Source organism: Maricaulis sp. (assembly GCF_034670125.1).
GTDB lineage: Bacteria > Pseudomonadota > Alphaproteobacteria > Caulobacterales > Maricaulaceae > Maricaulis.
The window spans coordinates 437125-450381 of the sequence record NZ_JAXMOC010000002.1 but is presented as its reverse complement, the minus strand read 5'-3'; the positions used below and the strand labels follow the sequence as shown (position 1 = coordinate 450381).

At 62.2% G+C, this 13257-nt stretch carries 9 protein-coding genes; 4 read left to right on the top strand and 5 right to left on the bottom strand.

Features of this window, described 5'->3' with window-relative positions:
* Positions 1 to 63 precede the first annotated feature (63 nt).
* From VOI18_RS05450 to prfB, 3 genes are all read left to right on the top strand, one after another.
* On the top strand, positions 64 to 1251 hold the full coding sequence (locus tag VOI18_RS05450; RefSeq protein WP_323761512.1) for an N-acetylmuramoyl-L-alanine amidase: 1188 nt from the start codon (positions 64 to 66) through the stop codon (positions 1249 to 1251).
* A 97-nt stretch (positions 1252 to 1348) separates the two neighbouring features.
* Positions 1349 to 3850, top strand: coding sequence for a penicillin-binding protein 1A (locus VOI18_RS05445; RefSeq protein ID WP_323761394.1), 2502 nt, complete (start codon positions 1349 to 1351; stop codon positions 3848 to 3850).
* 101 nt (positions 3851 to 3951) lie between these two features.
* Positions 3952 to 5080, top strand: a protein-coding gene (prfB, locus tag VOI18_RS05440; RefSeq protein WP_323761393.1) for a peptide chain release factor 2 whose coding sequence is annotated in 2 segments (ribosomal slippage) — positions 3952 to 4020 and positions 4022 to 5080 — 1128 coding nt in all. Because the reading frame shifts where the segments join, the coding sequence is not laid out codon by codon here.
* Between the two features lie 111 nt (positions 5081 to 5191).
* Here prfB and VOI18_RS05435 read toward each other — a convergent pair.
* The 4 genes from VOI18_RS05435 to VOI18_RS05420 form a co-directional block, all read right to left on the bottom strand.
* On the bottom strand, positions 5192 to 5671 hold the full coding sequence (locus VOI18_RS05435; protein WP_323761392.1) for a polymer-forming cytoskeletal protein: 480 nt from the start codon (positions 5669 to 5671) through the stop codon (positions 5192 to 5194).
* A 58-nt stretch (positions 5672 to 5729) separates the two neighbouring features.
* Positions 5730 to 6971, bottom strand: coding sequence for a M23 family metallopeptidase (locus VOI18_RS05430; protein ID WP_323761391.1), 1242 nt, complete (start codon positions 6969 to 6971; stop codon positions 5730 to 5732).
* Between the two features lie 101 nt (positions 6972 to 7072).
* Positions 7073 to 7888 (bottom strand): ferritin-like domain-containing protein, encoded by an 816-nt coding sequence (locus VOI18_RS05425; protein ID WP_323761390.1) that lies wholly within the window; start codon positions 7886 to 7888, stop codon positions 7073 to 7075.
* Positions 7881 to 8351 (bottom strand): peroxiredoxin, encoded by a 471-nt coding sequence (locus VOI18_RS05420; protein WP_323761389.1) that lies wholly within the window; start codon positions 8349 to 8351, stop codon positions 7881 to 7883. Before VOI18_RS05420 ends, VOI18_RS05425 begins: the two co-directional genes overlap by 8 nt.
* Before the next feature lie 103 nt (positions 8352 to 8454).
* Here VOI18_RS05420 and VOI18_RS05415 point away from each other — a divergent pair, with 103 nt between their 5' ends.
* Complete coding sequence (locus VOI18_RS05415; protein ID WP_323761388.1) at positions 8455 to 11958, top strand: AsmA-like C-terminal region-containing protein; 3504 nt, start codon at positions 8455 to 8457, stop codon at positions 11956 to 11958.
* On the opposite strand, the gene tyrS is transcribed toward VOI18_RS05415, so the two are convergent.
* Positions 11959 to 13206, bottom strand: coding sequence for a tyrosine--tRNA ligase (tyrS, locus tag VOI18_RS05410; RefSeq protein WP_323761387.1), 1248 nt, complete (start codon positions 13204 to 13206; stop codon positions 11959 to 11961). It lies immediately after the preceding gene.
* Positions 13207 to 13257 lie beyond the last annotated feature (51 nt).

Genomic DNA, 13257 nt, shown 5'->3' with positions numbered 1-13257 from the left:
CGTGGACAGAACCGCGGCATGTGCGATGGTGTAGTGATGCGGGTTCAACAGTTATTCTTGGCTATGGCTGCCGGCTTGGCGCTGTGTGGTGCCAGCCTCGCGGACCAGGAGGTCCGGGACGTCCGCTTCGGCGTGGAAGTCTCCACAACCCGTGTGGTCATCGAGATGTCGGAGCCCACGGAGTTCAGGGCATTCACGCTGGATGGCCTTTCGGACCGGTTGGTTGTGGATCTGCCCCAGGCACGCTGGTCGGTTGAAAATCTGGTGTCAGGTGAGGGTGTCGGCCACGGGCTGGTGGACGCGTTTCGTTTCTTTGACAATTCGATGTCCAGTTCCCGCGTTGTGTTTGAGCTGGATCACCCTGCCGTCATCGTCAATCAGTTCGCCCTCGACCCGGCCACGCCCGGCGGCAACCACCGCCTCGTGATCGATGTGGAGCGGAGCAGTCTCGACAGCTTCCAGACCGCGTCAGGGTTCAACCACACGCGCGCTGAATCCCTCGATTCGCTGATCGCGGAGCGCGTTGAAGCGGTCTATGTGCCGCCACAGCGTGACCGTCGGGTGATCGTGATCGATCCCGGTCATGGAGGACACGATCCGGGCTCGATCGGTCGCAGCGGAACCCATGAAAGCCAGGTCAATCTGGAAGCGGCGCGGGAACTGCGCCGGCAGCTGGAGGCGACGGGGCGGTATGAAGTCCTGATGACCCGGGATCGCGACATCTACCCGTCATGGGAAGAGCGTGTCGGGGTGATGGAAGATGCCCGCGCCGACCTGTTTCTCTCCATCCATGCTGACAGTTCGAGCAATGCCGATGTTCGCGGCGCGGCTGTCTACACGCTCAATGACCGGGCCGAGAACCGGGCTCGTGCCCGCGCTCGGGAAGACTCCAGCCATACGCAGCAAGCCGACGTGAACAACATCCTTGTCGAGCTTGAACTGCGTGAAAAGCGGAACCAGTCCTCGGCCTTTGCCGAAGTCCTGCTGGAGCATCTCGACGATGCCGGTCCGCTTCTGGCCAATCCTCACCGCCAGGCCAACCTGTTTGTCCTGCTTGATCCACGCGTGCCGGCTGTCCTGCTCGAGATGGGCTTCGTGACCAACCGGACTGACGAGAACAATCTCAACTCGGCGTCGGCCCGCCGCCGCCAGATGGAGGCGGTGACCCGTGGCATCGACAGCTATTTCGCGCGCCGTGGCGATGACGGCGAGCTGCTGGACCAGACAGCGATTGCACTTCCAGCCCGCTGACTCCCTTTAAACTCCCGGCAAGCGCGGCCATAATGCCGCCGTGTAGTCATGGTCAAACGACAACGCTGACCAGCGGGTAGAGCGGCCAGAGGGCAAAATGAAACTCTTCACCTTGCGTAATGTTTTGCGGGTTGCCCTTTGGGGGAGCGTCGCAGCTGCCGTTCTGGCCGTCATCGGCTTCATTGCGGTCGCGGTCTACGTCGTCCGTGTGACTGACGATCTGCCCGACTACCAACAATTGGCGGAGTACGAGCCGCCGATCATGAGTCGCGTCCATGCCGGGGACGGTCTGCTGATTGCCGAATATGCGCGCGAACATCGCGTGTTCGTGCCGATCGCCAACATTCCCCAGAATGTTGTGCATGCTTTCATTTCGGCGGAAGACAAGAATTTCTACGAGCATGGAGGCTTGGACTTCCGCGGCATCATTCGCGCCGGCCTGTCCAATATTTCCAATGTGTTGCAGGGGCGCCGCCTTGAGGGGGCGTCCACAATCACCCAGCAGGTGGCCAAGAACTTCCTGCTGTCCAGTGAGCAACGACTGGAGCGCAAGGTGCGTGAGATGGTGCTGTCGCGCCGGATCGAGCGTGCCTTCACCAAGGATCAGATCCTCGAACTCTATCTGAATGAAATTTATCTCGGCAATCGCGCCTATGGCGTCGCCGCAGCGGCTTTGAATTATTTCGGCCGCTCGCTGGACGAGCTTGAATTGCACGAGATCGCTTATCTGGCGGCCCTGCCGAAAGGTCCTGCCAACTACCATCCGGACCGTCATCACCAGGCGGCGGTGGAACGCCGCAACTGGGTCCTCTCGCGCATGGCCGACAATGGTTATGTGACCGAGGAGGCGGCGCGCGAGGCCATGGCGCGCCCGCTTGAAACCGTCGATCGACTGTCCGGCGCGACCTACACAGCCGCCGAGTATTTTGTCGAGAATGTCCGTCGCGAGGTCTTTTCGCTGTATGGAGAAGACGAACTCTATGACGGCGGGCTGTCGATCCGGACCACGCTGGACACGCGCATGCAACTGGCAGCCCGAAGCGCCCTGCGCAACGGGTTGGAAACCTATGATCGCCGGCACGGTTATCGCGGCGCCCTCGAAACCATTGAACTGGGTGAGGGGTGGATGGAACGCCTTGCCGCGGCTGAAATCCCGCGTGATCTCGACGAGGGGTGGCTGCAAGCCGTTGTGCTCGAGACAACCGCCGCAGAGGCTCGCATCGGGCTGCTGAACGGCGAAGAGGGCGTAATCCCGATGGCTGCGCTGGAGTGGGCCCGCGAGAATCTGCCAGATGGCGAGATCGGGCCTCCGGTCTCAAGCCCGTCCGAAGTCCTGACAGCGGGGGATGTGATCCTGGTGGAGAGCATTTCCGATCAGGAAGGCTTCGCCGATGGCCAATATGGCCTGCGTCAGGTGCCCGCGATCAATGGCGGCATCATGGCGATGGATCCGCATACCGGCCGTGTGCTGGCCATGATGGGCGGTTATTCCTTCCAGCACAGCCAGTTCAACCGAGCGACCCAGGCACGCCGCCAGCCCGGCTCGGCGTTCAAGCCATTCGTCTATGCCTCGGCGCTCGACAATGGTTATACGCCGGCCAGCCTGATCCTTGATGCGCCCTTCATCGCCACAGGTGGCGCGGATGAACGTTTTTACATGCCGTCCAACTATTCCGAACGCTATTATGGAATGTCGACCTTGCGGCTGGGACTGGAGCTTTCGCGAAATGTGATGACGGTCCGCCTCGCCCAGGAAATGGGCATGGCGCCAGTCGTCGAATACGGCACGCGGTTTGGCATTTACGATGAGTTGGAGCCGGTGCTTGCGATGTCGCTCGGTGCCGGTGAGACGACCCTCTACCGCCTGGTCTCGGCCTATGCCGCGATGGTCAATGGCGGGCGCCGGGTCGAACCGACCATTATTGACCGGGTCCAGGACCGTAATGGGCAGACGATTTTCGCGCATGAAGTCCTGCCTTGCGAAACCTGCGATGTGGAGGCCTGGAACCAACAGGATGTGCTGGAACCGCTCTTCCCGGAAACCCGTGAAGAGGTGATCGACCCGGTGACGGCCTATCAGGTCGTGCACATGCTGGAAGGCGCCGTCCAGAGCGGTACCGGTACGGCCCTGCGTCCCCTGCCATGGACCCTGGCCGGCAAGACCGGCACGACCAATGACTTCCGTGACGCCTGGTTCATGGGGTTCGGCCCGGACCTCGTCGTCGGCGTCTATGTCGGTTTTGACACCCCCTACCAGCTCGGGTCCGGCGAGGCGGGAGGTCGTGTAGCAGCGCCGATCGCTCGCGATTTCCTTGAGGTCGCCCTGGAAGGCTACCCCGTCGCGCCATTCCGGGTGCCGCCGGGCGTTCGTCTGGCGCCGATCCATCGTGTCACCGGCGAACCGGGCGTGCTGGGACAGTCCGGCGTGATCCTGGAGGCTTTCCGGCCAGGCACGGAACCGTCGCGTCAGACCGATGAGGAAGAAAGCGGCCTGAGCTTTGCCCGCTCGTCTGTCAGTGACGATCCACTCGCTTTTCTGCTGAATGAGCAGGAAGACGAGGAGGAAGAAGAGGAAGATGAGCTGGGCGGACTCTACTGAGCCCAGGCCCGTCGGCCTGTGCGGAACCGCTTGTATCGGCAGATTGCTCTGATTATCTCCTTGTGACTGATCCCTTTGACGAATCGCAGGATTGATTGCCCATGCGCGCAGACCTCCAGACCCTGTCCGACGAAATCCAGCAGGCAGTTGGCCTGCTGAGGAGGCGTCTTTGACTGGGATACCGCCCAAAAACGTCTCGACGAACTGAACGCCAAATCCGAAGCGCCGGATTTCTGGAACCAGCCACAGCAGGCCCAGGCCCTGATGCGTGAGCGCAATCGGTTGGAGTCGGCGATCACCACCGTGGTCGAGGCCGAACAGGAGTATTCCGACAGTCTCGAGATCATCGAACTCGCCGAGATGGAAGACGATGCGGAGATGGTCGAGGAGGCTGTGGCCGGTCTCAACGCCCTGGCAGAGCGGATGCGCCGCGCCCAGCTCGAGACACTGCTTTCCGGTGAGGCCGACGGCAATGATGCGTTCGTTGAAATCCATTCCGGTGCCGGTGGCACGGAGAGCCAGGACTGGGCTGCCATGCTGGCGCGGATGTATACCCGCTGGGCCAACGCCCATGGCTACAAGGTCGACACCATGGAAGAACAGGCCGGCGAAGAGGCAGGCCTGAAGTCGACGACAATCCTGGTAAAGGGCGAGAATGCCTATGGCTGGTTGAAGACCGAGGCCGGCGTCCACCGGCTGGTGAGAATTTCACCCTTTGATTCCAGTGCGCGCCGTCACACCAGCTTCTCCTCGGTCGGCGTTTATCCGCAGATCGATGATGCGATTGATGTCGATATCGATGTCTCCAAGGTACGGACCGATACCTATCGGGCGTCAGGGGCAGGCGGTCAGCACATCAACAAGACCGACTCTGCGGTGCGACTGACCTACGACATGCCGGGCGAGGAAAAGCCCGTCGTTGTGCAGTGTCAGAATGACCGGTCCCAGCACAAGAACCGGTCCCAGGCTTGGGAAATGCTGCGCGCGCGGGTCTATGAAATCGAGCTTCAGCGCCGCGAAGCCGCCGCCCAGGCCGAGGCGGACAGCAAGAGCGAGATCGGCTGGGGGCACCAGATCCGCTCCTACGTCCTGCAGCCCTACCAGATGGTCAAGGACCTGCGGACCAATGTGGAAACGTCCAACACGGGCGGAGTCCTCGACGGTGATCTGGACGACTTCATGGCCGCCGCGCTGGCGGCTCGGGTCGGTGGCGAAGAGGACGAGGCCTAAGCCTCCACTACCCCGGGGCGGCTCGATTATCGGACCAACTTCCGTTTTGAGGCACAAAAAAACCGGCGCTCGATGTGAGCGCCGGTTTCCTGAACAGCGATGATCGCGAGCCTAGAAGCCCGACTTCGATGCCACGGGCGGCTCGAGCGAGCCCAGCGGGTCCTGACCTTTGGACGGTGCCGGCGGCTTGCTGTCGGCCTTGGCGGACGGCTCTGCCTTCACACCATTGTCCTTGGCGGCGGGCTTGTTGGCGGAACCGCTGTCTTTCAGCGGATCAGAGGAATGCCGGCAATGGCCGTCGAAGAAAGCGCCGCTTTCAACAGACAGGGCCGCGTGGACAATGTCCCCTTCAATCCGGGCGGTGGCGGCGAGCTGGACCTGACGGGCGCGCACACTGCCGGTCACGCGGCCGCGGATCACGACGGTTTCAGCCTGGACTTCGCCAGAAACGGTGGCGTCTTCGCCAATGATCAGCGAGCCTGCACGCACATCGCCATCCACCGTGCCATCCAGCTGGATTTCACCGTCAGACACGATGGTGCCGGTCAGAACCAGATCACCGGAGAGAATGGAGGGGGCTTTCGATTTCATGGCAGTCCTTTTCGGGGGGGCGCTGAACGCACCGGTCTCGGGAGACGAAGAGTCTTTGTTACCCTTGTTGAACATATTGGCCAGCTCTCAATAAACGCTCAGGATCGATTGCCGATCCGTTATACCAGATTTCATAGTGCAGGTGTGTGGCGGTACTGCGTCCTGTCGACCCCATGCCCCCGATACGCTGGCCGCGTTCGACAGTATCACCACGTCGCACGTCGATTTCGTGCAGATGACCATAGCGGGTTACGAACCCGTAGCCATGGTCAATCTCCACGGTACGACCATAGCCTCCCCGCCAGCCGGCGTAAATGACGCGGCCCGGTCCGGTCGCTTCGATCGGTGCACGACGGTAGGCTGCGAAGTCCATTCCCCGGTGCGAGGTCGGGCGGCCATTGAACGGGTCGATACGAACGCCGAAATCACTGGTCTGGCGGTAGGTGTCGCCAACCGGCTCGCCGAGCGGGCCAGCTTCGACAAAATCTTCCAGCTCTTCAACTTCCAGCAGGCGCGAGGCAATGCGCGCGATCCGACTGGAAAAGGCCTGGTCCAGATTGACCGACGACGAGGCGAAGGCTCCCGATTCAGAAATGGGTATAAACGGCCCGCCGGTCTCCGTTGTGTCGCGGTTATCGGCGATGACGGTTTCCAGGTCGAGGCCGGTCAGGCGGAGGACAGCGCGCAGGTTTTGCAAGCGCGCTTCGGTCGCGTCTTCTGCTTGCGCGAGTACGCTGTCCTGTTCGCCCATGAGATAGGTGATCTGATCCTCGGCCTCGCCCGATGCGGTTGCGGCGATCGCGATAAGCGGGTCGCGCGCCTCACGCGGGGTGGGGTCGGCGGGCGTCGCGGCCATCAGGATGCGACCATCGGCCAGCGCCGGCGACGGTTCCATTTCCTGCCCGGTCAATTGTTCGGCAAATTCGACCAGCTGTCGAAGTGTCTCGTGGCGCATCTGGAATTCGTAGGCGGTCCGGTCGAATTCCTCCATCCGCGATTCCATCAGTGAGATGGCGGTCGCTTCCGTCGCCCGCGCTTCGGCGACCAGGCGGTGCGATTCGACCCGCTCGAGCTCGATTTCATGCTCCTTGGCGGCCATGGCCTGGCCGTGGAATGCGACTGAAACAGTTGAAAAGCACAGCCAGCCAGCCAGCACGGTCGCGCCGAGCAGGGCTGAAATCTGTACCGTTGTGGAGATCGCAAAATAGCGAACCTGACCATCGGACCGATGGTAGATTTGCCGGTCCGGAAACCAGCGTTGAGCCGTTCCCCAAACAGCTTCTTTCACTCGTGTGAACATGCAGTACGCCGCTTTGTTCCGTTTGCCCCGGGCCCCAAGGCGTGCATGTGACACAAAACCGGCCCGAATATCAACAAGTCCGTTGCAAGAGATGCGCCGGATCAGGTGAGAGTTTGGTAAAATTCAGGGAAAAGCTCGGCTGACGCGCGCGCTTCCACGTTGAAGGGTGGTTTCAAAGAGCCACCATAATGCTGTCGAACCAGGGCTTTGAACCAGTTCTCCGGGTCTTTGCCGGCGCGTTCCGCGACATGCCTGAACCAGCGCACGCCGGCTGCGACATGGGCGACTTCTTCGGTGTAGATGATACGCAGGCAATCGGCACTGGCTTTGTCGCCGGCCGAAACGAGCCGGTCGATCATGCCCGGTGTCACGTCCAGTCCGCGCGCTTCAAGGACCATTGGTGCGACCGCGAGGCGTGCCGGGAGCGACCCTCGGGTGGCCGTTGCCGCATCCCAGAGACCATCATGGGCCGGCATGTCCCCATAAGCGGCCCCAAGTTCGGACAACCGGTCGCTGAGAAGGTTGAAATGCCGGGCCTCGTCATCGCCGACCGTGATCCAGTCGCTGATGAAGTTACGGCGGCGATCGTCCGCGATGGCTGTGTCTGTGGCGAACCGGGCCACAAGATCAAAGGCAAGATCGATAGCGTTGAGTTCGATGTGGGCGACGGCGTGCAACAGGGCGGTCCGCCCGGCGGGCCCGTTCAGGCGCCGTCTTGGCACATCGCCCGGGGCAACAAGTTCTGGGCTGTCAGGCCGGGCAGGTCGATTTGCCACCGGCTGGGCTGTGTCGGGGACATTGCAGGATCCATCGCGCCAAAGCCGGGCAACCGTGTGCGCTCGCGCCGCTTTTTCGTGTGGGTCAGCCGTATCCAGCACGGTTCGCGCGAGATCCGTGATGTCAGTGGAATCAGCCAAGCGCCCGCACCGCCTCGAGCACGTCGTCGACATGGCCCTTTACTTTTACCTTGTGCCAGATCCTCGCAAGGCGGCCTTCGCGATCGATCAGGAAAGTCGAGCGGTCGATGCCCATGTATTCGCGTCCGTACAGTTTCTTCAGCACCCAGGAGCCATAGGCTTCGATCACGGATGCCTCTGGGTCCGAAACCAGACTCACCTCGAGCCCATGTTTGGCCTTGAAATTGTCGTGTCTTTTGACGCTATCCTTCGACAGGCCGATGATGACCGCTCCGGCGTCGCCGAAAGCTGCACTGGCTGCAGTGAAATCGAGCGCCTGCGTGGTACAGCCGGGAGTGTCGTCTTTCGGGTACATGTAAAGGACGACGATCTGGCCGCGCAGGTCCGCGAGGTCGATCATGCCGCCGCCGTCGGCGGGCAGTTTGAAAGTCGGAGCAAGGTCGCCGGTTTTGAGTTCACTCATGTCATTTCCCCGTCTGGTGTCGCCTGCAAGGCCGTCAGGCCCGAGTAATGTGCTGCTCCAGGCCGCTCCGTCCAGTGCGCGGACTGCGGGAAGGCGGGTCTGAATGCTGCGTAAATCCGCCAAATGGACCCTGATTTATCTGCTCGAAGCCGTCGCGGCGCTGTTGGCGTTGACCATTTTTGCGATCGGGTTTGTCCTCTGGCGGCTGTCATCCGGGCCGGTGGAGCTGGAATTCCTGCGCGAAGATGCGCAGGCGATGCTGGCGACGGCATTTGAAGGCGAGGTCGTCGCGCTTGGATCCTTGCAGGCGCGTTTTGAACCGTCATCGCGTGCGATTGTGCTGGTCGCGACCGATGTGACGGTCGCCGAAGCGTCCGGTGAGGTCGTGACCCGGGCGCCGCGCATAGAGGCAGGCCTCGCTGCCGACGCGCTCATCTTCGGACGTATCGAGCCAGTAGAGCTGACCATTGACGGCGGCTCGGTTTCAATTGTGCGGCGGGCAGACGGAGCCGTCGGGGCCGGCTTGGGCGGTGTCGAGCGAATTGCGTCGACGGCTCGCCTGCCAGAACGCGGCGGTGATGACAGCGTGTCCCTGTTCGAGATACTGGCGTCGCCCGACGCGCCAGCCCAACTGGAACGCCTGCGCCGGGTCCGGATTTCCAATGCGGCTGTCCGTCTCGTCGACGATGTCGCGGGACTGGCCTGGTTCATTGATTCGGCCGGCGTCTCATTTGATCGGGACGATTCGCGAATTCTGGCGGAACTCGAGGGTCGACTGGCGACACCGTCGGGTTTCGCACCCGTTGATCTCAGACTCCGGGCCGGCACGGGGCTGGAAAGTCTCCTGCTGGAAATGAGCTTCAGTGATCTGTCGCCGGCCGGAATTCTGCCCGACACCGGCCCGGCATCAGCGTTGCGCGCGCTGGATGCGCCCATCGCGCTTGACCTCGTTGTCGATGCGACGCGAGAAAACGGTATCCGCACCGCCTCATTGCAATTGGACGTCGGCGCCGGGCAAATCCTTGTTGACGGGGCAAGCCACGCCTTTGACGGGGCCAATCTCTACGCCAGTTTTGATCCGGTGGAGCGGGTCATGACACTGCATGGCGGGCAGGCGCGATCCGACCTGTTTGCCGCGACCATCGAAGGACGGCTTACCGAGATCGGAAACTATGACGGGGCGTTGCCCACTCGAGCCCGGTTCGATCTTGCGATCGGGCCCGGATTTGTCGATGTAGGCCCGGTTTTCGAGCGCGCTCCGGAATGGGGTCTGCTGGCGGCCTCCGGGGAAATCCGGCTCGATGAATTTGCTTTGACGCTGGACCGACTGGCCGTCGAGATCGATACCATCAGGGCGGAGCTGACCGGTGGCCTTCAACTGGAGCAACGGCCGGACGGGAGCTGGCTACCCAATTTGCAATTGGAAGGTCCGATCGCCGGTGACATCCAGCCTGAAACGGTCCTGGCTTACTGGCCGGTTGAACTGGCCGACGGCGGTCGTGAATGGGTCAGTGAGGGCATTCTGGGCGGGCGTTTCTACAATGCCCGGTTTTTCCTCGACCTGCCGGGCTCGGCGATCGAAGCCGGCGTGCTCGACAATGACCGGATGCAATTGAGCTTCGATTTCGAAGACGCGCATGTTCGGTACATCACCACGATGACGCCGGTGACAGCCGGGCGCGGCGCTGCTGTCCTGCACGGGAATTCATTTGAAGTAACCCTGGAGCACGGATGGGTCGGCGATATCGAGCTGACAGAGGCCTTCGTCGATCTGCCGCGTCTCAACCCGAAAGGCGCCATGGCGCGATATGGCGGGGTCGCGCGTGGAGCCGCGTCTGATCTTTTGGCCCTGATTGACGAGGATCCGCTCTTTCTGGTGTCCGACTATGGCCTCGACCCGGCCCTGGTCGGCGGTCAGGGCGAAATGCAATTCGAGATCCATCGCGCCATGCTGACCGAGGTTGAGCCGGAGGACATACCCTTCTTCATCAGTGGTCGGTTTCACGACGCCTCGCTGGACATCCCGGGAACCGGATACGCGCTGAGCGATGGCGATGTGGCGTTGGAGGCCAGCCAGGCCGGGCTGCAGGCAACGGGGACGGCGCGCCTGTTCGATGCCCCGGTAAGGATCGACTGGCGTGAAAGCTTTGGACTTCCCGATGATGCCCCGTCCACCCGCATCGGTCTGGAGACTGTCATCAGCGCACGGACACTCGACCGCTTCAACATGCCGGCTCGCCGCTTCCTCGATGGATCCATTCGTATTGCGGCCGAGGCAGTGTCTGACGGTCTCGATTTCCGGTCGGTGCAGATCGAGGCGGATCTGCTCGACGCGCTGGTGGAAATTCCCGGCGAGATCTGGGCCAAGGAGATAGGCGAGCCAGGCATGGCGGCGCTCAATCTCGTGGAGCGCGAGGACGGGGGCTTCGATCTGAACTCGATCAGCATGGACGCCGACGGCGCCCGGTTACAGGCCGCAGCCGGCTTGAGTGCGTCCGGCGCGCTCGAGGACATCGTGATCGACAGGTTGTTTGTGGAAGGCTTGTTTGACCTGGCGGGCGAAATATCGCCGTCTGCCGCTCCGGGTGATCCGTTGAGGGTGCAGCTGACCGGCCAATATGCCGATGTCAGCCGCTTCATCCCGCAGCTCACGTCCATGGGCGGAGAAGGCGGCATCACGCTGCCATTGTCGGTGCGGGCCGATATCGGCCGCTTGATCCTGTCCGAGCAGAGCGTTCTCGACCATTTCAATCTGATCTGGCACAGCGAGACAGCGGGCATTCGCGCCGTGTCGGTCTCGGGCAATGCGACCGACGGGCCCTTCCAGGCCTTTTTCGGCGCCAGCGAAGCCGGCGAGCAGCGAGATTTTCACATTGAAGCGCAGTCCCTGCAGCGCATCTCCGCCCTGATCGGGATCGAGGGATATGCGCTGGGCGGCCAGGTCTCGGTCCTCGGAAGCGCGCCGCCACTGGGTACGGATGGCCCCCTGACCGCGCGGGTCGAAATCCGGGACCTGACCCTTGTCCGGGTTCCGGTTCTGGCGCGGATACTGGCAGCAGGCTCCTTCCAGGGACTGGGCGCCCTGTTGAACGGCGAGGGTATCAGCTTTGACGCAGTCGACGCGGATATCGCCTATGAAGACGGCCTGCTCACCATTGGTGACGGGCGTGCCCAGGGCAGCGCTTTGGGTGTAACCGCCTCGGGTACCGTCGACTTCGCCGGCAGTCGTGCCGCCATCGACGGAAACCTGGCGCCCTCATACGTCATCAATTCGATGTTGGGCGGCCTGCCGGTGATTGGCGAGGTGCTCGTCTCCCGCCCGGGCGAAGGGGTGATCGGCATCACCTATTCGGTGGAAGGACCGTTCGACAGCCTGACCGTTTTCGCCAATCCGCTGTCGGCGTTGGCGCCGGGCGTGTTTCGGCGCATGTTTGAAGGGACAGCTGCAGAGCGCGCGGCCCGGGAACGCGCCAGCGACGTGCCGGACAACACCGATCCGTCGGTGACGCCAGCCGACCAGTCCGCGCCTCCCGAAGCGGAGCCCGTCGCTCCCCGGCCGGCAGACCCGGTGCCGGATGACAACGAGCGCGCGCCTGACAACAATTGATCAGACCGGCTTGGCGAGCGCGTGCCGCTTTTTTCCGATCGACAACTTGATTGTCCCGTTGACCACATCTGCGATGCTTGCCTTGGCGAAGGGATCGGTCAGGACCTGATCATTCACCTTCGCTGCCCCCGCCTTGATATGTCGACGCATCTCGCCATTGGAGGCGGCCAGCTCGGCGGCGACAAACAAGCTCATCAACGTGACCTCTCCGCCGTCAAGGCTCTCGAATTCGACCGTCGGAAGGGCCGACCCACTGCCGCCCTGAGCGAAGGTCTGACGCGCGGTGGCCTCTGCTGCACTGGCCGCTTGGGCGCCGTGCAGCAGGGTTGTCGCCTCATTGGCAAGGCGGATTTTGGCTTCATTGATCTCGGCGCCTTCCAGCGCTTCGAGCCGTGCGATTTCGTCCAGCGGGAGATCGGTGAACAGACGCATGAAACGCCCGACATCGGCATCTTCCGTGTTGCGCCAGAACTGCCAGTACTCGTAGGGGCTGCGCATGTCGGCATTGAGCCAGACCGCGCCCTCGGCGGTCTTGCCCATTTTTGCGCCCGACGAGGTGGTGATCAGCGGCGTGGTGAAGCCATAGACTTCCTTCTGGTCGACACGGCGACAAAGCTCGACGCCATTGATGATATTGCCCCACTGGTCGCCGCCACCCAGTTGCAGGGTGCAGCCGTAGCGCCGGTTGAGTTCCAGGAAGTCGACCGCTTGCAGAAGCATGTAGTTGAACTCGAGGAAGGTTAGCGGCTGTTCGCGGTCCAGGCGCAGCTTCACCGAGTCGAAGGTCATCATCCGGTTGATGGTGAAATGCGGTCCGAATTTGCGTAGGAATTCGATATAGCCAAACTCTGACAGCCACTCGTTATTGTTGACGAGTACGGCATCGGTCGGGCCGTCGCCGATCTGCACAAGCGGACGGAAGGCCTGCAGGATGCCGTCGATATTCGCATCGATGGCCTCGTCGGTAAGCATGGAGCGCGACTTGTCCTTGCCGGAAGGGTCGCCAATCTTGGTGGTTCCGCCACCCATCAGGATGATCGGCTTGTGACCGGCCTGCTGCATCCGGCGCAGCATCATGATCTGAACCAGCGATCCAACGTGCAGGCTCGTCGCCGTCGCGTCAAAGCCGATATAGCCCGTCACCACGCCATCCATTGCGGCCTGGTCGAGGCCTTCTATGTCGGTAGCCTGATTGAGGTAACCGCGTTCGACGAGATCGCGGACCAGCTGGGACTTGTAATCGCTCATGAAGATGTCTCCTGATAGGACGCTTCTAGGTCGACTGGCGCGCCGGGAAAA